Below are 20,707 nucleotides of genomic sequence, written 5' to 3' on the forward strand. Positions count from 1 at the left end.
GTGGCGGAGCCAAGCCCGCCGATCAAGCGGCGTCTTCGGCGCTCACATCATCGCCCGCCTGGCGGCGCAGAAGTTCGGCGAACTCGGGCGCAGAAACCGCGGCGCCAAAGAGGAAGCCTTGGATCCAATGGCACCCGCGCGCCGCCATGAATTCCATGTCCTCGCGGCGTTCAACGCCTTCCGCGACGATTTCCATATTGAGCGTACGCGCCAGCGCTAGGATCATCTCAACGATCGCCGCCGATTGCGTATCGCCCTTTTCGAGCGCGCGGATGAATTGCTGATCGATCTTGATGACATCGAACGGCAGCTTCGAAAGCGCCGCCAAGCTCGAATGGCCACAGCCGAAATCGTCGATCGCCAAGCGCACGCCCGCATCGCGCAGAGGCTTGATAATCCGAAGCGCGCGGTCAGGATCGGCCATCACCATAGACTCGGTGATCTCGAGTTCGAGATTGCTCGGCGCCAACCCAGCGTGTGCGACGACCCGGAGCACATTCTCGGCGAAACGATCGCTGCGGAACTGCAGCGCCGAAACATTGACCGCGACCTTTGCGGGCTGCCCTGCCCGCGCCCATGCCGCCGCCTTCCAACAGGCCTCGCGCATAATCGCATCTGAGAGCGCGCCGATGAGACCACTCTCTTCAGCCACAGGAATGAAACGTCCGGGGCTGATGATCGTGCGATCAGGCCTGATCCAACGCGCGAGCGCTTCGCACGCTTCGATGCGACCGGTCGCGAGATTGATCTTCGGTTGGAAGTAGGCGCGGAACTCGTTGCGTTCGAGCGCGCCTCGCATTTCCCGTTCCAGCGTCAAACGCGCCACGGCTTCGCGATCGAGCGATTGGGTGTAAATTTTTACGCGTGCGGGAGCCGCATGCGCTGCCGCCATTGCCATACGCGCGTGGCGAATGGCCGTATCGGCATCGCCGCCGTCATGCGCCGCTAAGGCAACGCCACAGCATGCGCCAAGCGTAAATTTATGACCGCGCCAGTCGAATGGCTGATCCAATGCCGCATTCAAATGCTGCGCAAAGCGCGCTGCATCAGATGCAGATAAGAGATCTGGCACGAATACGCCGAATTCAGATGCACCGAGACGAGCCGGCACGGCTGGACGATCCCCCTGCGGCCGCATTCGCACCACGCGATCCACCGTGCGCACCGATGAAACGAAGCGATCAGCGACGACGCGCAAGAATTCGCGCGCAGCGTCAGGATCAAGTGTCTGCAACAGGCGCGGCAAGCGCATGAGGTCGACAACGGCGACAGCCGCGCCACCCTTGGTCGACTGGCTCTGCAAGATGAAGAAATCCACCTCGCGAATGAAACGATCCTGGTTCGGCAACCTCGTCACTGGGTCGACGAACGCGATTTCCTGGATCTGACGCATCGATGCGTCGAGCCGGCCAGTCATATTGTTCAGCGCATTGGCGAGCGTCTCGAACTCATCGCCTGTGCGAATATTAATCGGCGGCGCCTGCCCCTCCTCGCCCACCTTCGCCGCGTAGCGCGCGAGTTCATCGAGCGGGGCAATGGTCTGGCGCACGGCATGCGAGGTCAAAGGTATCGCCGCCAAAGCCAAGCACGCGAGGATCAGCAGAAACGGCGTCAGCGACGGCACCGCATCGAACTTGTAGGCGTCCGCCTCCCACATCCGCACCGCCACACCGATCACATGGCCTTCGCGAATAACAGGCGAAGCAACCGTGACGACACCATCGGCGCTGCGATTGTAGGCGCTCACGCGATCCGAAAGTGCGCGCTGTGTCACGCGCGCCATAATGATGTTATCTTGCGCGTCACCACCGGACTGAGCCAGCACCGCGCCCTGCGCATCGCGAATTGAAATACTGCGAACGTTACGCTGCTGGGTCGATCCCTGGATCATCATTTCGAGCACGCGCGTGTTGCCGCGCGCCATGATGTCTCCAGCGCGCGTCGCCAAGTGCTCGGTCAAATCGCGCGTAATCGAAAGCTGCTGTCGCTCACCCTCGGTCTGCGCGCCGAAAATCAAGATCGCCGCCGACACCGCCGCCGTGACCGCCATCAGCATCGCGGTGAACACGACCGCACGCGCCTGCAAACCGCGTGGGCGGCTAAGGCTCGCGAGCTTTGGCAAGCGCAGGTTCATCGTCTCTCCGGGCATGCATGGCGCGCACGCGCGAGGAGATTTGCGTGGTTTGGTTAGCGCGGGCCTAAAAATGCGCCCAAATTCACATAGTTACGTGCATTTTGCGTCAACGCTTTGGTCACACGCCTTAATCGGAGGTTTCGCTTGGACGCTTGAGGAAGACGTAAAATGCGCCGGAGCCGCCGTGCGCCCGGTGCGCCGGCGCATACCCTGACACCAAAGGCCTGATGTCGCGCTCAGCGAGCCATTCAGGCAAACACCTTCTTAAAACGCCCACGCCGCCGCGCCCTACACCGGTGATCACAATCACCGTGCGATCGCCGCGCCGATGTGCTGCGCGCAAAAACCGCTCAAGCACCGCGCGTCCACTTTCTTGCGTGTGCCCATGAAGATCGAACGATGCACCGATTTCCAGCTTGCCGCGGCGCACGCGCTTTTCGTTGCCACGATGTTGCGGAGGCGGCGCGGGCTTTGCGCGCGGCGCGGGCGCAGGCGCAGGCGCCTTGCTTGCAGCCGTCGGTACGGCTCGCTTAGGCGCGAGCTTTTCTTCGGCCTCCTCCACCTCAGCGGGCAAAGGACGGCGCGTCTTCACGCTTGCAGCGACACGCCGCCACAATTTCTTTTCATCTGTAGTGAGATCGCGCTGCTTTTTGCTCACGCCGCCTGGACGCGTGATAGCAGCCAATTCGGATCGGCAGAGCGAACATTACGCTCGAAAGTCCAGCGTTCACGCGCATCCCGCACGCCGGTAGCGCCTTCCGCCAGCTCTGCTTCGAACTTCACCACCACGCGCGCGGTATCGCCGTTGAGTTCAGCGTCAGCGATCTCAGCTGACTTCAACCGCACGATCTCCGGGCCAACACCGTTCTGCGCTTCACGCGCCTCAATCGCCGCGACATATGAATCGTAGACACGCGGCGTCAGCAGCCCGCGCAGTGTTTCACGATCGCCCTTGGCAAAAGCGCCTACAATCATCTCGTAAGCCGAGCGCGCGCCTTGCACGAAGTAGCCCGCCTCGAAGTTGGGATCGGCGCGCTCGATCGCAGCCACACCCTCGCCTGCGGAGCCCGTCGTCATCGACGGCGTAAGCGGCGCCTGCACCGGCTCGCGCGGTAGCTCGCCCTGCGCTGGCGCCGGCTCGGGACGCTCAGCGCCGGTGCGTTTGCCAAGCGTCGTGTAGAGCCTGAACAGCACGAAGCCGGCGATAAACGCCAGAACCAGGATTTCAATCATGCTCTGATCCAACGGACGCCGCTCCAATAGTGCGTGGTGGTATGCGCTGATTTAAGATAATGCCAACAGGCAGGTTCTGCCAGCGCGGTTGCTTTGCCCCTATCGCCGCAGCATGTTAGCCGCCGGTTTTTCCGCTCCCAGCACGAGTTTCTGGCGCATGAACACGCAAAACGATGGCGCTCCGCCAGCCGATTCCCCTCACCTGAGGGTCCTGGCTCAGTATGTGAGAGAGCTGTCATTCCAAAGCATCCTAGCAGCGACCTCCGGCTATGACGTCCAGCCCGCCATCGACATGGGCGTCGAAGTGAAGTCACGGCCCGTCGGCCAGGGCGAAGCGACCGAAGTGGACCTCTGTATCAACGTGCAAGCCAAGCGCGCGGATCAGCCGATGTTCGCAGCGAACCTCGTCTACACGGGCTTGTTCCAATTCGTGAATGTACGCGCTGAGGACGTCGAGCCGCTGATCTGGATCGAGTGCCCTCGCCTCCTGTTTCCATTCAGCCGGCAAATCATCGCCGAGATCACGCGCGAAGGCGGCTATCCGCCATTGCTGATCAACCCGATCGATTTCACACCGCTCTATTGGCAAGAGCTCCGCGAACGTCAGAACCGCGGCGACGTTCCGCTCGCAGCAGCCGGCGGCTAGCCAACCTTAAGCCAGATCGCGTTCGGTCCGAGCTTCTCGATGAACGCCGCATGTGCAGCTTGCTCGTCTTGCGTTATCGGGGAAGGCAACGGCGTTGCGCGCGGTGTGCGCCTTGCAAGTTCGATCGGCCGCAACAACGCCGCATCAGCCGCCGCTGCAGCACCCGGATCAAACTCAAGCGCCTGCTCTCGGCCACCCTTCAGATGCAGATAAACTTCCGCAAGGATGCGGGAGTCGACGATTGCGCCGTGACCGCCTGCACCTTTGCGCGAGGCAAGATCGAATCCATAACGATCAAGTTCAAACCGCCGCGCCAAAGCATCGAGTGAGTTCGAGGCGCCCGGAAACTTCTTTCGCGCAATCTGTAACGTGTCGACGAAGCGTTCGTCGCCGAAAGTCGGCAAACCGCACCGGCGCAGTTCAGCGTTCAAGAAACCTTGGTCGAACGAAGCATTGTGCGCGACCAGCGGCGCGTCACCCACGAATTCCAAAAAGTCTTGCACTACTTCGCTGAAGCGCTTGTGGCCACGCAGAAATTCCAGCCGCAGCCCGTGCACACGCACGACCTCTTCCGGAACATCGCGATCCGGATTGAGATAGGCGTGAAACTCGCGGCCGGTGCGCTCAAGGTTGAACACCTCAACGCAACCGATCTCAACGATGCGGTCACGTTGCTTCTCTTCCTTATGATCAGGAAAGACGCCCGTAGTTTCCGTGTCGAAGAGGATTTCGCGCATGAATCCGCGCTAAACCGGTTCGCGCAGAGCGTCCAGCACGGCGCGTACTTGGGTGCGCGTCTGCTCCAGTGAAACACCCGTATCGATGACGAAATCGGCCAGCGCCCGCTTTTCGGCATCAGGCATCTGCCGCGTCAAGATCGCCTCGAATTTCTCCACCGTCATGCCGGGCCGGGACAGCACGCGCGTGCGCTGAACCTCGGCAGGAGCCGAAACCACGACGGTCTTGTTCACAAGCTTCGCCCCGCCGCCTTCGAACAGAAGCGGAATGTCCAGCACAACGAAGGGCGCGCCGGCGTCGCGATGCTGCTGCAAGAATGCCATCTGTGCCTGACGCACCAGGGGATGAACGATCTCCTCGAGCCGCTTAATAGCCTCGGCATTGCCGACAACGCGCGCCGAAAGCGCGATGCGGTCGATCGCCCCGTCCTTAGTCACACCCGGAAAGGCGGCCTCAACCGGCCCAACCGCCGCGCCACCCGGCGCATAGAGCGCATGCACGGCGGCATCTGAATCGAAGCCGGGCGCACCCTCTTCCGCGAACATCGAAGCGACGGTCGATTTGCCCATGCCGATCGATCCGGTGAGGCCAATGATAATCATCCCAGCGCCGCCAAGAGACGCTGCCGCGCCTTCGCAACATCCGGCTTGATCTCGAACCATATCTCAAACGCGCGCGCGCCCTGATGGATCAACATGCCAAGGCCATCGATCGCCTTCAGCCCACGATCGCGCGCAGCGGTCAGCAACGGCGTGTTCAGGGGGCGATAGACAATGTCCGCAACAATCGCATTCGGTCTGCAGAACGAAACCGGCCACGCCATCTCAGGCTGACCCGCCATACCGAGTGTCGTCGTTTGAACAATGAGGTCCGCGTGCCCGAATGCACGCTCAAGATCGTCCCAGCGCGTGGTTCGACCATTGGGGATTGAAGCGGCGGTCTGCTCACCCCGATCGGCAGTCCGGTTTGCGAAATGCACCGTATCCACGAATGGCGAAAGCGCTGCGCCGATCCCCAGCGCCGCGCCGCCCGCCCCGACAATCAACGCCCGCCGCACATGCGAGCGCCAGCTCGGCGCGCTTTCCGTAAGCGAGTCCAAAAAGCCCTGCCCGTCCGTATTAAAAGCCGAGAACCTGCCGTCATCCTCGCGCCGCAATACGTTCGCCACTGCCGCTTCGCTGCGCGCCGCTGCCTTCGCCGCCGCTTCCTTGTGCGGAACGGTCACGTTCAGTCCAGCAAAACCATTGAGTGCACGAATGGCTACTACGGCGTCATCGCTTCGCAGCGGCAGCGCGACGTAAACAGCGTCAATCCGATGGTCAGCGATCCAGCCATTGTGCATCACCGGCGACAACGAATGCGTCACCGGATCGCCAATCACACCATAGACTTTAGTTGCAGCAGTAATGCTCATGGCCGCGCAATACCGTGTTCACGCAAGAAGGCGAGCAGCGGCAGCAGTTGTAGACCGAGCACCGAGAAATAATCACCATCAACACGCTCGAACAATTGCGCACCTAAACCTTCAAGCTGGTAAGCGCCCACGGACCGCAGCACCTGATCCCCTGCTTGCGCCAGATAATCATCCAGAAAGGCGTCGCTGAAATTCCGCATCCTAAGTTTCGGCGTATCGACATGCCGCCAGATGATAGCGCCTTCGCGCGCGATTACGGCCGCCGTCACCAATTCATGGGTCCGCCCACGCAGGAGCAACAAATGCTCGCGTGCTTCCTCAGCGCTTTTCGGCTTGTCGAATACATCATCGCCAAGCGCCAACATCTGATCGGCGCCAATTACAAAATCGGGTCGCGACCGTGAAACACTGAGCGCCTTCAGTTCCGCCAGAGCGTCAGCCTGATCGCGCGGACGCAGAGCCTCGGCGCGCAAACTTGCCTTCGCGGCTTCTTCATCAACGCGCGGAACCTCGACTTCAAAGCTCAAGCCCGCAGCTTCGAGCAGGCGTCTGCGTGCAGCGCTTCCGGACGCAAGGACAAGGCTCACGTGGCGCGATCCGCGAGGAGGTTAAGCACCGCTGCAGCCGTCTCCTCGATCGAGCGGCGGGAGACATCGATCGTCGGCCACCCTTCCCGCTCAAACAGCTTCTGCGCGTCCATCACCTCACGCCGCACCGCGTCTTCATCCGTATAACTGCCTGCGCGGGTTTCCTTCATCGACGCCAGGCGATTGCGACGAATGTGAATAAGGCGATCGGCCGAGATCAAAAGTCCAACCACCAGTGGGCCGTCTTTTGAGAACACCTCCGGCGGCAAAGGCACGCCCGGCACCATTGGCACGTTCGCGGCCTTCACGCCACGGTGAGCCAGATACACGCAAGTCGGCGTTTTCGACGTTCTGCTCACCCCAACAAGAATAACGTCAGCAACGGCCAAATCGACATGCTGCTGCCCATCATCGTGGTACATGGCAAAGTCGAGCGCATCGATCCGCTTGAAATACTCAGCATTCAGTTTGCGCGGGTTACCCACCCGATGATTCATCTCAACGCCGAGATAGCGTGACGTCATATCAAGCACCGGATCGAGCACCGCAACGCAAGGCATATCCATCTCGCGGCACGCATCTTCCAGCTGAGCCCGATGCTCCAGGTTCGAGAGCGTGAACATGACCACACCTGGCGCCGCGGCGATTTCCGTAATCACCCGCTCCAACTGGCGGGCCGACCGCACCAGGAAGTACGAGTGCTCAACCGGCATCACATTGTCGAACTGAGCGCAGGTCGCTCGCAACACGCCAGCTAGCGTCTCCCCTGTTGAGTCGGAAACGAGGTGGAAGTTCGCAAAGATGCCGAGCCGGTCGTGCGTCATCGTTCACATATCAGGCCAGTTAGGATTGTGGACAAGCTGTTGGGTGCGGCGCCAGAAAAGAGACATATGAGAACGAACAGCCACCAAGAGCGATTTTCACTTCTCCTCCCTGGCGATTCCTCCAAACCTTGCTCACAGCGCGACATTCTGGTCGCCCAGGAATCGCACGCGACTCAAGCACCCCTCAAGCCATTCCCACCAAAGACAATTCCGCCGCAGTGCGCGAAGGACAAGTCAGGGGATAAGATGTGGAGAAAGATTTTGTCCCGCAAACAAAGTCGCATCAACAACGAGTCCTCATTAATCAGGATTCAAATTCTAAGAAGTTGGGAAGAGGCGAATGGGTAGTCGGGAAGGAGTTCCCGCGCTGATACGGGTCCTGAACGGAGAGAGGCTGGATCCTCCTCCGGTTTGGATCATGCGTCAGGCTGGACGATATCTGCCGGAGTACCGGGAGCTTCGGACGCGTGCGAAGAGCTTCCTGGACTTTTGCTATTCCCCTGCCCTGGCGACGGAAGCTGTGATGCAGCCTCTCCGCCGTTTCCCGCTCGACGCAGCGATTTTGTTCTCTGACATTTTGGTCGTCCCAGACGCGCTTGGCCGAAAGGTCTGGTTCGTCGAGGGCGAAGGCCCGCGTCTCAATCCTTTGAGCGAGGAAGAGACCTGGCGCTTCGATGACCCGACACGCGGGCTTCAACGTCTAGCGCCCGTGTACGAAGCTGTTGAACGGATCAAAGCCGCGATCCCAAAAGATATCGCGCTGATCGGTTTTTGCGGCGGTCCATGGACTGTTGCGACCTACATGCTTCAAGGAGAAGGCGGCGACAAAGAGCGCGCACGGCGTGTTGTTTACGACCGTCCAGCTGACGTCGATGTCCTCCTCGAAACTCTGATCGAGATGAGTGCTCAGCATTTGACGGCGCAAGTGAAAGCCGGCGCGGATTGCCTACAGATATTCGAAAGCTGGTCTGAAGGATTGCCGCCGGCGCAATTCCAACAGCTCATCATTGGACCGACACGTAAGCTCATGAACCGCTTGCGCGATCTCGGTGTGACGGTGCCGATCATTGGATTTCCGCGTGGCTCGGGTGCGCAGCTTGGCGCTTACGCAGATGAAACAGGCGTCACCGCGCTTGGCATCGATACGCAGACGCCGGCTGATTTTGCGATTCAGGCAGCGCCTAGCGGCATGCCGCTTCAGGGCAATCTTGATCCTCTCGCCCTAGTGGTGGGCGGTGAAGCGCTGGAGCGCGCAGCTCGTGATGTACTTCAGGCTTTTAAAGACGCGCCGCACATTTTCAATCTTGGCCACGGCATAACTCCGCAAGCGACGCCGGAAAACATGGCGCGTTTGATCCAAGTGGTGAAAGGCGGCGTATGAGCGCCGTGCCGCTAGAAGATTCGCCCCCCCCTGAATCCGACAAGGGTCCAGGTCTCCGCGTTATGACGTCACGACGCGTGGCGATCATTCTCTTCAATCTTGGTGGACCGGACAAACAAGAATCCGTGCGCCCTTTTCTGTTCAATCTCTTCAACGACAAAGCCATCATTGGCCTGCCGCAGCCATTTCGTTTCTTCATCGCGCAATTGATATCGCGCTCTCGCGAAAAGCTGGCGAAAGCCAATTACGCACTCATGGGCGGCGGCTCACCCATCTTGCCTGAGACCTTTAAACAAGCTGATGCGTTAGAGCAGGCGATCGCCAAGCGCGTCTCGAACGTGACCTTCAAATGCTTCCCGGCGATGCGCTATTGGAAGCCGTTCACGAAAGACACAGCGAAGGCCGTTGAAAAGTGGGGCGCGACCGATGTCATTCTGTTGCCGCTCTATCCGCAATTCTCGAGCACGACGACAGCGTCATCGCTGAATGCATGGCGCACAGCATCAAAACTGCCGGCTTCAACGATCTGCTGTTATCCGGCCGGTGCGAAGTTCGCACAGGCGCATGCGGACGCCATTCTCAAGACTTGGCGCGAAAACGGATCGCCGCCCTCGCCCCGTTTGCTCTTCTCAGCTCACGGCTTGCCACAGAGCGTGATCGCGCGTGGCGATCCCTATCAGTGGCAAGTCGAGCAGAGCGTTGCGGCCGTCCGCAAACTGCTGCCCCCTGATTGGGACATCCGTACCTGCTACCAATCGCGTGTCGGTCCAATGAAATGGATCGGCCCCTCGACTGAGGAAGAAATCCACCAAGCTGGTAAGGATGGCGTGGGCGTCGTCCTGACCCCCATCGCATTCGTGTCCGAGCACGTCGAAACCCTGGTCGAACTCGACCTTGAGTATGCTCAAGTTGCCCGCGGGCTTGGTCTGCCATATTACCTCCGCGCTCCGGCTCTCGGCGCCGACCCGCGCTTCATCGACGCGTTAGCGGATTTGGTGGAGCGTGCTCTGGGCGCCCCGGGTAAGGTCCAAAGCGAATCCGGCGAACGGATTTGCCCGGCCGTGAATGGGCTTTGCGCACAAGGGGGCGCTCGCTGATGGAACACGTGATCGGCTACGATCTCGCGAGAGGCCTGCACATCATCGCCATCATCGCCTGGGTGTCGGGCCTTCTGATGCTGCCGCGTTTCTACGCCTACATCACGGGCTCACAGGCCGGCGGCGAGCTTGAGCAGGCGATGCTCAAGGCCGCCCGTAGCCTTCGCATGATCATCCTGACGCCGAGCCTGGTGCTGGCATGGGCTTTCGGCATTTTCCTTTTCGCCACCTACCTGGTCGCCGATTGGTCGCGCCCCTTCCCGGATATCGTCGCCAGCGTGCCGCACTGGTTCTGGGGCAAGCTTATCCTTGTGTTAGGCTTGTCCGGTTACCACGGCTTCCTATCTGCAGAAGGTCGCAAGCTCGCCTCAGGGCAGCGGCGCCATTCAGAACGCTACTGGCGGTTGATGAGCGAGATCCCGTTTCTCGTGGCGATCGCCGTGGTTCTCCTGGCTACGCTGGAACCCTAACACCTGAGGCTTTCAGCGGCTTGACGCTCCCCGCGCGGTGTGGTGTGGCTGTCCGTGCGTGCTCCGGCATGCTCGCGACGGCGGCGCCAGCCAACTTCTCCTAACCGCCGGTTCTTCCTTCCATCTCCAGTCCCTGCCCGCGCCCTACGTGCGCCTGGTGTCCAGGGTCACCCTGAGAAATCTCATGACTGAAACACAAGCACTCGAAGAGCTCACCTCACTCACGCTGCAAGAGCTCAAGCGTAAGCCGCCGGCTGAATTGCTGGCGCTCGCCGAAACCCTCGAGATCGAGGGCGCGAACACGCTGCGCAGCCAAGACATGATGTTCGCCATCCTGAAAACCGTCGCTGAGCGCGGCGTTGAGATCGGTGGTGCGGGCGTCGTTGAAATCTTGTCCGACGGCTTCGGCTTCCTGCGCTCGCCGCAATCGAACTACTTGCCGGGTCCGGACGACATTTACGTCTCGCCTCAGCAGATCCGTAAATTTGGTCTCCGCACCGGCGACACCGTCGAAGGCCAGATCAAATCTCCGAAAGACGGCGAACGCTATTTCGCCCTGACCAAGGTGAACTCGGTCAATTTCGAGGATCCCGAACGCGTTCGGCACAAGGTTCACTTCGATAACCTGACGCCGCTCTACCCGACCGAGCGCCTCAAGATGGAGCTCGACGATCCGACCATCAAAGACAAAACCGGCCGCATCATCGACATTGTCGCGCCGATCGGCAAAGGCCAGCGTTCACTGATCGTCGCGCAGCCGCGTACGGGTAAAACCGTCATCATGCAGAACATCGCCAAGGCGATCGAAGCAAACCACCCGGAAGTGTTTCTGATCGTTCTGCTGATCGACGAACGCCCCGAAGAAGTCACCGACATGCAGCGCAGCGTGAAGGGCGAAGTCGTTGCCTCCACGTTCGACGAGCCGGCCACGCGTCACGTTGCGGTTGCGGAAATGGTGATTGAGAAAGCCAAGCGCCTCGCCGAACACGGAAAGGATGTTGTGATCCTGCTCGACTCGGTTACGCGCCTCGGCCGCGCCTACAACACCGTCGTGCCCTCCTCGGGCAAGGTGCTGACTGGCGGTGTCGATGCTAACGCGCTGCAACGTCCGAAGCGTTTCTTCGGCGCCGCGCGTAATCTCGAAGAAGGCGGCTCGCTCACCATCATCGCGACGGCCCTCATCGATACCGGCTCGCGCATGGACGAAGTCATCTTCGAAGAGTTCAAGGGCACGGGTAACAGCGAACTCCAACTCGACCGTAAGGTCGCGGACCGCCGCATCTTCCCGGCCATCGATGTCTTGAAGTCCGGCACGCGCAAGGATGAGCTCATCACGCCGAAGGAGCACCTGCAGAAGATGTACGTGCTCCGCCGCATCCTCAGCCCGATGGGCACGCAGGACGCGATCGAGTTCCTCTTGGACAAGCTCAAAGGCTCGAAGAACAACGACGACTTCTTCCAGTCGATGAACACCTAACTTCGCCACCAAAGGTGACGTTGAGAGGCGCGGCGCAAGTCGCGCCTCTTTTGTGCGTCGATCCAGGATCCCGGGTCTCGCGGGGCCAGGATGACGATGGCCCGCCGCAATGCTAGATCCTCCGGCAACCGGAGGAACGCCCATGCTCAAGATTTATCACTCGCAAGGCGCCCGCTCGCTGCGCGTATTGTGGCTCTGCGAAGAGATGGGCGTTCCGTACGAAACCGCCGAAGCTTCGTTCATGAAGCCGAGCGACGAGTTCAAAGCCATCAACCCACTGCGCACAGTGCCGGTGATGCAAGACGGCGACGTCACCATGATCGAGTCCGTCGCGATGATGATCTACATCATGGCGAAGTACGGCCCGACCGATCTCGAAGTGAAGCCGAACGAGGCGGGCTACGGCGATTACCTGCAATATCTTTTGTTCGGTGAAGCTGGCATCGCGGCCTACGGCAATCCCCTTGTCGGCACCCGCTTCATGGCGCCCGCCGATCAGAAAGAAAACTGGACCGCCGGCTATCTCAAGGGCGCAATTTTGAAACGCTTAGAATTCGTCGGCGAGCGTCTCGCCGGCAAACCCTATGTCGCAGCCAATCGCTTCACCGCCGCAGACATCTCGGTTTCATACATCGCCACCGGCGCGAAGTTCGCGGGCATCGCCGACGAACTCCCCGCCACCATCAAAACTTACATCGACAATCTCTGGCAGCGCCCAGCCTTCCAACGCGCCGCTGCTGTGAAGTAAGCGCGCGGCGTTGCGCCAGAAATCGCGTCACCCTGGGCTTGTCGGGGTGACGCTAAATCCTACGGAACGAGCACCGAGCTTCCCGTCGTTCTGCGTCCTTCGAGATCAGCATGCGCCTTCGCGGCGTCGGCCAATGCGTAACGCGCCGGCGCTGCCACCTTCACCGCTCCGCTCGCAAGCACCGCAAACAAATCCGCTGCGGTCTCATCCAAAGTCTCGGCCGTCGAGACGTAGTTGAACATCGTCGGCCGCGTCAAAAATAGCGAGCCGCGTTGCGCCAGCGCGAGCGGGTTGATATCCGGCGGCGGCCCCGACGCATTGCCGAACGAAACCAGCATCCCGAGCGGACGCAAGCTATCGAGCGACGCCATGAAGGTGTCCTTGCCAACGCTATCGTAGACGACATGCGCGCCGGCGCCGGTGATCTCCCGAACGCGCTTGGCAATATCCTCGCGCGCAGGAATGATCGTGTGATCCGCGCCGAGCTTACGCGCGATCTCTGCTTTCTCATCACTGCCAACAACCGCGATGACGTTTGCACCAAGATGCTTTGCCCATTGCACGGCGATCTGACCAACGCCGCCGGCGGCCGCGTGGATTACAACGTCGTGGCCGCGTTCCACGCGAAACGTCTTACGCAAAAGGAAACGCGCGGTCATGCCTTTGAGCAAAGAGGCGGCTGCAATATCGAACGCAATCGCGTCCGGCAACTTCACCGCTTGCGTCTCGTTCACAACGTGCGTCTCGGCATAAGCGCCGATCGGGCCGCTCGCATAAGTGATGCGATCGTCTGCGTTGAAGCGCGTCACATCGGCGCCAACGGCTTCGACAATCCCCGCGCCTTCGAGGCCTAAGCCCATCGGCAGCGCGTTTTTGTACAAGCCTGTGCGATGATAGACATCGATGAAGTTCACGCCGATCGCGTGATTGCGCACGCGCACCTGATGCGGGCCCGGCTCGCGCGTTTCAACCTCGGTGAGGGCGATGACCTCCGGTCCGCCATGGCTCTCGATCCGCATTGCTTTCATGGATGTCTCCTGCCCGACGCATGTGTGGTCGAGGTGGTCGCGCTTCAATTCTCCATCGCGCACTGAAACACGCCGTTGCCCTCGTCGCCGTCCGCTTCGTCGAGGTCGCGCACTGCCTCGGCCGCATTTTCGACGGCGACGATCTGTGCATGCGCCCGCGCGGCTTCGACGTAGTTGCGATCATGGCCGAACATGCCGAACCGCGTCTCAACGCCTCGCGCCGCCAGCGCCGACACCAATGATGCGGCCGGCGTATCTGTCCCGGTCCAGGCGACGATGTGCGAGAGATCGACGTTGCGCCGTTCGAGCGTGTCGAGCTCGCGGGCATTTGAGATCGTCGTGTAGATCATTGCCTGTGGCGCGAGGCGCGCCAGGCGCGCCGCGGCATCGACGCTGTAGGTCACGAAGACCACCCGGCCCATCGCGTTGGCCGCTTCCACTTCGCTGACCACATCCTCAAAGCGAACGCTGCGCTTGATGTCGAGTTCGAGGATCGTCTTGCCATCGGCCCATTCAAGCGCTTCGGCCAAGGTTGGCGCGCGCGCGTCGACGCGCTGGCCGCTTTCGTCTTCAAGCTGGAAAGTCAGCAGCTGCGCCAGGTCGAGATCGGCAATTGCGCCTGTGCCCGTCGTCGTGCGCTCGGCGCGATCGTCGTGCATGAGTACGAGCACGCCATCCGCTGTCCGCGAGATGTCGACCTCGAGAAAGGCGCTTGGCGCGACGCTGAGTGTGTTCTCGAACGTTGGGATCGCATTCTCGGCAAAGCCCGGCGCCGGGCCGCCGCGATGCACCGACACCGCCGTGACGCCGCGATCGCGCAGGCAGTCGAAGTAAGCATTGAGATTGGACGGCACAGCAACGCCGGCGCTCGATGGCGCCTGACCAATGCTGGCGCCGTCACCACCAATCTGTTCACCGCACGCAGCGAGCACCAGCGTTGCAGCAATCAGCGCCCGCTTCATGCGAGTGCCTTGTTCAAGAACGCGATCGTCCGTCCATCCGCGAGCTGCTTAGCGCCCTCATCGTAGTGCGCGCCGCCTTCACGCGTGAAGGCGTGATCCTGCTCGGCGTACTCGCACACGGTGACGAGCGGATTGTTCTTCAGCGTTTCGCGAATGGTGTTGAGCGCGTCTGCCGGGATGAAGCCGTCCTTCATCGGGTTGTGGAGCATCACCGGCTTCTTGATCGCGCCGGCTTCGCCAAGCGCGGTGTGGATTCCGCCGCCATGGTAGGCGACGCTCGCGTCCGTATCGGTCCGGCATGCCGTAAGGAACGCGATATAGCCGCCCATGCAATAGCCGAGCACGCCGGCTTTGCTGACGCCTTGAGTGCGCGCCCAAGTCAGAGTGGCCTGCACGTCTTTGACGCTCGCGCTTTTGTCGAGCTGGTTCATGTAGTCGAGCGCCTGCTTCCACTCGGCCTCGCTCTGGTCGGTCAGATCTATGCCCGGCTTGATCCGCCAGAACAGATCCGGCGACACCGCCAGGAAGCCCTCGCGCGCTAGCCAGTCGGCCTTGCCGCGCATCACCGCGTTGACGCCGAAGATCTCCTGGATCGCCACGACCGCGCCCTTGGGCGTTCCCGAGGGCCGCGCGACGTACGCCTTGAACGCCCCGTCCGGACCCTGGACTTCAACCCATTCACCCATAGCTCGCTCCTTGGCTTTGGCCGCGTTATAGACCGGCAGTGCGCAGATCGCGCGAAGGAATTGGACCCATGAAGTTCACCGTCAATGTGGAGTGCAGCCCCGAGGAAGCCCGCCGCTTCATGGGCCTGCCGGATGTCACGCCGATCAACGAAGCGCTCGTCGCCGAGATGGGCAAGCGCATGGAAAAGAACCTCGCGCTGATGAGCGGCGAGTCGATGATGAGCTCGTGGATGAGCGTCGGCACGCAGGCTCAGGACGCCTTCGTGAAGCTGATGACCTCCGGTGCGAGCATGGCCGCTGGCGCGACTGCTCCACGTGAAAAGCCCTAATCCGGCTTTAGTCGTTTTCACATGAAACCGGAGACCATCGTCGCGCTCGCGACTGGCGCTGGCCGCGCCGGCGTCGCGGTGATCCGCCTGTCCGGACCCGCCGCTGGCGCTGCTCTGAGCGCGCTGACGGCCCGAGATCTGCCCAAGCCGCGCATGGCGACGCGCGAGGCGTTCTGTGATCCCCGCACCGGCGTTTCGCTCGATGACGGCCTGGCGCTCTGGTTTCCCGGACCCCACAGCTTCACCGGCGAGGACGTCGTCGAACTCCACATCCACGGCGGCTCGGCCGTCATTGCCGCCGTCATCGACGCGGCCCTGAGCCAGCCTGGCGTCCGGCCAGCGGAGCCGGGCGAGTACACCCGCCGCGCCTTCGAGAACGGCAAGCTCGACCTGGCCGAAGCCGAGGGCCTCGCAGACCTCGTAGACGCCGAAACCGAAGGCCAACGCCGCCAAGCCCTTCGGCAGCGGCGCGGGGCTTTGAGCGCCGTCTACGAGGGCTGGCGCGCCCGCCTGATCGAAGCGGCCGCCCTGATCGAAGCCGAGATAGATTTCCCGGACGAGGACCTCCCAGGCGCGCTGGCGCAGCGGGCGGGGCCGATCCTCCGAGCCCTTGCCGACGACATGGGCCGGCACCTCAACGACGCCCACCGCGGCGAGCGCGTCCGCGACGGATTCCGCATCGCCATTTTGGGCGAGCCCAATGTCGGCAAGTCGAGCCTGCTGAATGCTCTGGCTCAGCGCGAGGCCGCGATCGTCAGCGACATTCCAGGCACCACACGCGACATCGTTGAGACGCGTCGGGTGATGGCGGGCTTCCCAGTCTGGATCGCCGATACTGCGGGGCTGCGGGAAGCGGCGGATGCGATCGAAGCCGAGGGCATAAGTCGGGCGCTGGCGCGGGCCGAGGAGGCCGATCTCAGGATCGTGTTGGTGGAAGCAGACAACGCCACCGTCCCGGCACTGTTGACCGCGCTCGGCGAGGGCGACCTGGTGGTGAAGTCGAAGGCAGACCTGACCGGCGACAGCGGCCACCTCACGATCTCGACCAAGACCGGCCAGGGCATCCCCGAACTGGAGGCGCTGATCGCCGCGCGCGTCGCCGAAGCGCTGGGCCGCGAAGAGGCGCCAGTGCTCACCCGCGCCCGTCACCGCCGTCTGGTGGAAGAGGCGCGTGCCGCGCTTTCGCGCGCGATCCCTGCACTCGATCTCGGCCCCGAACTCGCCGCCGAAGACGTGCGCGTTGCCGCCGATCAGATCGGCCGTTTGACAGGACGCATCGATGTCGAAGATCTGCTCGGCGAGATCTTCTCAAGCTTTTGCATCGGCAAATAGCCCTGCACGAAAACCCGCATGGAATGGGCCGTTTCACGCGAAACTGGTGAACCGAAATTAGCGGGTTGCACGTGAAGCGCACGCTCTTCGCATCAAGCACCATACCCATTCCCGGAGCGACGCGAAGCGTCGAATCCGGGACCCATAAACGCCTCGGTTGGTCATGAGAGCACAACGCCGATCCCCACGCGCCTATGGGTCCCGCACTGCGTTTCGCGCATCCGGGAATGGGTGGTGTGTGTTGGTGCAGGGCGCATCGCAGTGACGCCGTGCGGCGCGTCCTATATGAAGCCCCGGCACATGAGTTCTGAGCGCTCCTACGACGTCATCGTCATCGGCGGTGGCCATGCTGGCTGCGAGGCTGCGGCGGCCTCCGCGCGCCTCGGCGCGCGCACGCTGCTGCTCACCCATAAGCTCGAGACCATCGGCGAGATGAGCTGCAACCCGGCAATTGGCGGTCTCGGGAAGGGCCACCTGGTCCGCGAGATCGATGCCCTCGATGGCGTCATGGGCCGCGTGGCCGATGCCGCCGGCATCCAGTTCCGGCTGCTCAATCGCTCCAAGGGACCAGCCGTCCGCGGCCCCCGCGCCCAGTCCGACCGCAAGCTCTATCGTGAAGCCATGCAAGCGGCTTTGGCCGGGCAGGCCAACCTCACCATTCTGGCTGCCGCCGTTGAAGACCTCATCACCGTCGTCATTCCGGGACGGCCGGAGGCCGAGCCTGGAACCCAAGGGCAAACAACTGAGCTTGAGACCCCTGGGTCCCGGATACCGCTCCGTAGCTCCGGGATGACGGAAGTGGTGGGTGTTCGGACCGCGAGCGGCCGCGAGTTCGCCGCCCCCCGCATCGTCCTCACCACCGGCACCTTCCTGAAGGGCGTCATCCATATCGGCGACAAGCGAATCCCCGCCGGCCGCCACGGCGAGGCGCCCGCCATAGGCCTCTCGGATCGCTTGTATGGCGCGGGTTTCGCGATGGGGCGCCTGAAAACCGGCACGCCGGCGCGCCTGCAATCTAGCTCTATTGATTGGGCTTCTTTGGAGAAGCAGCTGGGCGATGAAGAGCCGTCGCCATTTTCGTTCCTGACTGACCGCATCACCAATGAGCAGGTCGCTTGCGGCGTCACCTACACGAACGAAGATACCCACCGGATCATCGAAGAGTCGCTTTCTAAGAGCGCCGTGTACTCCGGCGCGATCAGCGGGCGAGGGCCGCGCTATTGCCCGTCGATCGAAGACAAGGTCGTGCGCTTTGCCGACAAGTCCGCACACCAGATCTTCCTCGAACCCGAGGGCCTTGATGACGACACCGTCTATCCGAACGGCATCAGCACCTCGCTACCGGAGGACGTGCAGGAGCGCTTCATCCGCACGATCCCTGGGCTCGAGAACGTCGTCATCACACGCCACGCCTATGCGATCGAATATGACTACGTCGATCCGCGCGAACTCATGCCGACGCTAGAGACCAAACGCATCAAAGGTCTCCACCTCGCGGGCCAGATCAACGGCACGACCGGCTATGAAGAGGCGGCAGCACAAGGCCTCGTCGCGGGCCTCAACGCTGCGCGCGCCGCTTCTGGAGCAGGGCCGTTCGAGGTGACGCGCGCCGAGGGTTATATCGGCGTGATGATCGATGACCTCGTTACGCGCGGCGTCACCGAGCCCTATCGCATGTTCACCTCGCGCGCCGAGTATCGCCTTTCGCTGCGCGCCGACAATGCCGATCAGCGCCTTACGCCAAAGGGCATCAAACTTGGTTGCGTGGGCCCAGAGCGCACGCGCAAATTCGCCGATAAAATGCGGGAAATCGAGGCCGCGCGCGAACTGGCGCGCACGCTCAATCTGACGCCCGCGCAAGCGCAAGCACGTGGTCTGCTGGTGAACCAGGACGGCCAGCGCCGCGATGCCTTGGCGCTGCTCGCGTATCCGTCGATCAGCTTCGAACAGCTCTCGGGCATCTGGCCCGAGCTCGGCTCGCTCAGTGGTCAAGCTCGCGAGCAGCTTGAGATCGACGCGCTCTATTCTGGCTATCTCGAACGCCAGGCGCTCGACGTGGAAGCCTTCAAGCGCGACGAAGATCTGCGTCTTTCGCCCGATCTCGATTACGCCGTCGTTGGCGGTCTCTCCAACGAAGTGCGCGAAAAGCTTGCGCATGCAAAACCCGTTACGCTCGGCCAAGCCTCGCGCATCGAAGGCGTGACGCCCGGCGCGCTCACCGCATTGCTGGCGCATGTGAAGCGCGAACAAAGGAAACGTGCATGAGCTTAAGTCGCGATACGCTCTTCATCATCAAAGCGCCGTTCGAGGATCGGGCGCTTGAAGGCACGTGGTTCTGCACATCGTGCGCAACCATGGAAGGCGCGCTGCTCGCCAATCCGCACTGGGCCAATCGCATCGATGTTCGCCGCAGCGAGTTTCCGCGCCCGCGCCGCGAGATCATCAATCTGATCGGCGAAGGCAATCAATCGATGCCAGTGCTCGTGCTAGCCGGTGGCGCAACGCCGCCAGCCGACGCCAAGGAATTCGAAGGCCGCTACTTCCTCGACGAACCCAAGCCCATCACCCGCTATCTCGCCGCCACCTACGGCGGAGCAGGGCCGCATCCGTGAGCCCGCGGGATCGCGTCCGCGCCTGGGTCGAAGCCTTCAACAACGCCGACGTTGAAGGCCTCGCGGCGATGTATTCCGAGGACGCCATCAACCACCAAGTCGCCAACGAGCCCGTCGTCGGTCGCGACGCCATACGCACCATGTTTGCCGAGGGTTTTGCGCAGGCCGAGATGGTCTGCATCTCGGACAACATCTTCGAGGAGGGTGATTGGGCGATCCTCGAATGGCGCGATCCCAAGGGTCTGCGAGGCTGCGGCTTCTTCCAATTCCAGGCCGACAAAATCGTCTTCCAGCGTGGGTATTGGGATAAGCTGAGCTTCATCAAGCTGCACGGCTTGGAGCAGGGTTCTTGACCTACGGCCCTGACGAGTTCCAGCGGGACCTCGGTTTCACCGTTCCCCGTGAAACAATCGCTCGCCTCGAAATTCACCACAGGCTTCTCGGAGAGTGGTCGGAGCGGATGAACTTGGTCGGGCCTAAGGAGCTGGAGCTTTTCTGGTCCCGCCACGCCCTGGACAGCGCGCAGCTCATTAAATTCGCCTCACAGGCGAAAAGGTGGGTCGACCTCGGATCGGGCGCCGGCTTTCCAGCCCTCGTGGTCGCGGCGTTCTTGGCTGATCAACCCGATACCACCGTCCATCTGGTGGAATCCACTGGAAAGAAAGCCGCTTTTCTCCGCGCCGTGGGTGAGGCGGCGGGGCTTCCGATCAAGGTTTTCAACCAGCGGATCGAGGATTTTGGCGCTGGCGAAGGTCCCTATGAGGTGGTTACCGCCCGTGCTTTGGCTCCCTTGAACCGACTCATCCCCTATGCGAAGCCGATTCTAGATCGCGGCGCGCAAGGTCTCTTCCATAAAGGCGCTGACTTAGACGCCGAGCTGGCCGCCGCGAAACACGTCCTAAATGGTGGGGCGTACCGGGCAGACGTGCTGGAGAGCCTCAGCGATCCGCGCGGCCGCATTGTTCGCATAACAAAGGCCACGCGTTCCTGAGGCTCCGCAAAGGAGAAC

At 61.8% G+C, this 20,707-nt stretch carries 23 protein-coding genes; 12 read left to right on the forward strand and 11 right to left on the reverse strand.

Annotated elements, in window-relative coordinates:
* Positions 1-22 precede the first annotated feature (22 nt).
* The 3 genes from ATE48_RS10340 to ATE48_RS10350 all read right to left on the reverse strand — a co-directional run bounded on the left by ATE48_RS10340 (position 23) and on the right by ATE48_RS10350 (position 3,367).
* Positions 23-2,134: a putative bifunctional diguanylate cyclase/phosphodiesterase gene (locus tag ATE48_RS10340; protein ID WP_066771040.1), complete on the reverse strand. Its 2,112-nt coding sequence runs from the start codon at positions 2,132-2,134 to the stop codon at positions 23-25.
* Positions 2,135-2,261: 127 nt separating this feature from the next.
* Positions 2,262-2,792, reverse strand: a complete 531-nt coding sequence (locus ATE48_RS10345; RefSeq protein ID WP_228126581.1) for a Smr/MutS family protein — start codon at positions 2,790-2,792, stop codon at positions 2,262-2,264.
* Complete coding sequence (locus tag ATE48_RS10350; protein WP_066771046.1) at positions 2,789-3,367, reverse strand: Tim44/TimA family putative adaptor protein; 579 nt, start codon at positions 3,365-3,367, stop codon at positions 2,789-2,791. The genes ATE48_RS10345 and ATE48_RS10350 overlap by 4 nt, the downstream gene beginning before the upstream one ends.
* Positions 3,368-3,524: 157 nt before the next feature.
* Between ATE48_RS10350 and secB the strand changes: the two genes are divergently transcribed.
* A complete protein-coding gene (gene secB, locus ATE48_RS10355) occupies positions 3,525-4,013 on the forward strand; it encodes a protein-export chaperone SecB (protein ID WP_066771048.1) in 489 nt (162 codons plus the stop codon).
* On the opposite strand, the gene dnaQ is transcribed toward secB, so the two are convergent.
* Genes dnaQ through ATE48_RS10380 form a run of 5 tightly spaced genes read right to left on the reverse strand, consistent with a single transcriptional unit; the run spans position 4,010 to position 7,576 of the window.
* Entirely contained in the window at positions 4,010-4,750 is a 741-nt protein-coding gene (gene dnaQ, locus ATE48_RS10360) for a DNA polymerase III subunit epsilon (protein WP_066771049.1), read from the reverse strand. The two genes, secB and dnaQ, sit on opposite strands and share 4 nt — an antisense overlap.
* A 9-nt stretch (positions 4,751-4,759) precedes the next feature.
* A complete protein-coding gene (gene coaE / locus ATE48_RS10365) occupies positions 4,760-5,353 on the reverse strand; it encodes a dephospho-CoA kinase (protein ID WP_066771053.1) in 594 nt (197 codons plus the stop codon).
* Entirely contained in the window at positions 5,350-6,165 is an 816-nt protein-coding gene (gene aroE, locus ATE48_RS10370; protein WP_066771055.1) for a shikimate dehydrogenase, read from the reverse strand. The genes coaE and aroE overlap by 4 nt, the downstream gene beginning before the upstream one ends.
* Positions 6,162-6,752: a Maf family protein gene (locus ATE48_RS10375; RefSeq protein WP_066771057.1), complete on the reverse strand. Its 591-nt coding sequence runs from the start codon at positions 6,750-6,752 to the stop codon at positions 6,162-6,164. The genes aroE and ATE48_RS10375 overlap by 4 nt, the downstream gene beginning before the upstream one ends.
* A complete protein-coding gene (locus ATE48_RS10380) occupies positions 6,749-7,576 on the reverse strand; it encodes a pyruvate, water dikinase regulatory protein (RefSeq protein ID WP_066771059.1) in 828 nt (275 codons plus the stop codon). The genes ATE48_RS10375 and ATE48_RS10380 overlap by 4 nt, the downstream gene beginning before the upstream one ends.
* A gap of 340 nt (positions 7,577-7,916) precedes the next feature.
* On the opposite strand from ATE48_RS10380, the gene hemE reads away from it, so the two are divergent.
* From hemE to ATE48_RS10405, 5 genes are all read left to right on the forward strand, one after another.
* The gene (gene hemE, locus ATE48_RS10385; protein WP_066771065.1) at positions 7,917-8,957 is read left to right on the forward strand and encodes a uroporphyrinogen decarboxylase; all 1,041 of its coding nucleotides are present in this window, start codon (positions 7,917-7,919) and stop codon (positions 8,955-8,957) included.
* 62 nt (positions 8,958-9,019) lie between these two features.
* A complete protein-coding gene (gene hemH / locus ATE48_RS10390) occupies positions 9,020-10,054 on the forward strand; it encodes a ferrochelatase (RefSeq protein ID WP_066774884.1) in 1,035 nt (344 codons plus the stop codon).
* Complete coding sequence (locus ATE48_RS10395) at positions 10,054-10,524, forward strand: CopD family protein (RefSeq protein ID WP_066771068.1); 471 nt, start codon at positions 10,054-10,056, stop codon at positions 10,522-10,524. The genes hemH and ATE48_RS10395 overlap by 1 nt, the downstream gene beginning before the upstream one ends.
* Positions 10,525-10,708: 184 nt before the next feature.
* Entirely contained in the window at positions 10,709-12,001 is a 1,293-nt protein-coding gene (gene rho, locus ATE48_RS10400) for a transcription termination factor Rho (protein ID WP_066771076.1), read from the forward strand.
* Positions 12,002-12,143: 142 nt separating this feature from the next.
* Positions 12,144-12,749 carry a glutathione S-transferase family protein gene (locus ATE48_RS10405; RefSeq protein ID WP_066771078.1) on the forward strand — a complete coding sequence of 202 codons (606 nt, stop codon included), beginning with the start codon at positions 12,144-12,146 and terminating at the stop codon, positions 12,747-12,749.
* A 59-nt stretch (positions 12,750-12,808) separates the two neighbouring features.
* On the opposite strand, the gene ATE48_RS10410 is transcribed toward ATE48_RS10405, so the two are convergent.
* Genes ATE48_RS10410 through ATE48_RS10420 form a run of 3 tightly spaced genes read right to left on the reverse strand, consistent with a single transcriptional unit; the run spans position 12,809 to position 15,425 of the window.
* Entirely contained in the window at positions 12,809-13,777 is a 969-nt protein-coding gene (locus tag ATE48_RS10410; protein WP_066771080.1) for a quinone oxidoreductase family protein, read from the reverse strand.
* A 44-nt stretch (positions 13,778-13,821) separates the two neighbouring features.
* Complete coding sequence (locus tag ATE48_RS10415; protein WP_066771083.1) at positions 13,822-14,739, reverse strand: glycerophosphodiester phosphodiesterase family protein; 918 nt, start codon at positions 14,737-14,739, stop codon at positions 13,822-13,824.
* On the reverse strand, positions 14,736-15,425 hold the full coding sequence (locus tag ATE48_RS10420; RefSeq protein ID WP_066771088.1) for a dienelactone hydrolase family protein: 690 nt from the start codon (positions 15,423-15,425) through the stop codon (positions 14,736-14,738). Before ATE48_RS10420 ends, ATE48_RS10415 begins: the two co-directional genes overlap by 4 nt.
* 68 nt (positions 15,426-15,493) lie before the next feature.
* On the opposite strand from ATE48_RS10420, the gene ATE48_RS10425 reads away from it, so the two are divergent.
* From ATE48_RS10425 to rsmG, 6 genes are all read left to right on the forward strand, one after another.
* Positions 15,494-15,754: a DUF6489 family protein gene (locus ATE48_RS10425; RefSeq protein ID WP_066771090.1), complete on the forward strand. Its 261-nt coding sequence runs from the start codon at positions 15,494-15,496 to the stop codon at positions 15,752-15,754.
* Positions 15,755-15,775: 21 nt separating this feature from the next.
* Positions 15,776-17,086, forward strand: a complete 1,311-nt coding sequence (mnmE, locus tag ATE48_RS10430) for a tRNA uridine-5-carboxymethylaminomethyl(34) synthesis GTPase MnmE (protein ID WP_066771092.1) — start codon at positions 15,776-15,778, stop codon at positions 17,084-17,086.
* Positions 17,087-17,386: 300 nt separating this feature from the next.
* Positions 17,387-19,351: a tRNA uridine-5-carboxymethylaminomethyl(34) synthesis enzyme MnmG gene (gene mnmG / locus ATE48_RS10435; protein WP_066771094.1), complete on the forward strand. Its 1,965-nt coding sequence runs from the start codon at positions 17,387-17,389 to the stop codon at positions 19,349-19,351.
* A complete protein-coding gene (locus tag ATE48_RS10440) occupies positions 19,348-19,698 on the forward strand; it encodes a DUF3088 family protein (protein ID WP_066771097.1) in 351 nt (116 codons plus the stop codon). Before mnmG ends, ATE48_RS10440 begins: the two co-directional genes overlap by 4 nt.
* A complete protein-coding gene (locus tag ATE48_RS10445; protein WP_066771100.1) occupies positions 19,695-20,051 on the forward strand; it encodes a nuclear transport factor 2 family protein in 357 nt (118 codons plus the stop codon). The genes ATE48_RS10440 and ATE48_RS10445 overlap by 4 nt, the downstream gene beginning before the upstream one ends.
* Positions 20,048-20,689 carry a 16S rRNA (guanine(527)-N(7))-methyltransferase RsmG gene (rsmG, locus tag ATE48_RS10450; protein ID WP_066771103.1) on the forward strand — a complete coding sequence of 214 codons (642 nt, stop codon included), beginning with the start codon at positions 20,048-20,050 and terminating at the stop codon, positions 20,687-20,689. Before ATE48_RS10445 ends, rsmG begins: the two co-directional genes overlap by 4 nt.
* Positions 20,690-20,707 lie beyond the last annotated feature (18 nt).

It is taken from the genome of Candidatus Viadribacter manganicus (assembly GCF_001679665.1).
Classification (GTDB): domain Bacteria; phylum Pseudomonadota; class Alphaproteobacteria; order Caulobacterales; family Aquidulcibacteraceae; genus Vitreimonas; species Vitreimonas manganica.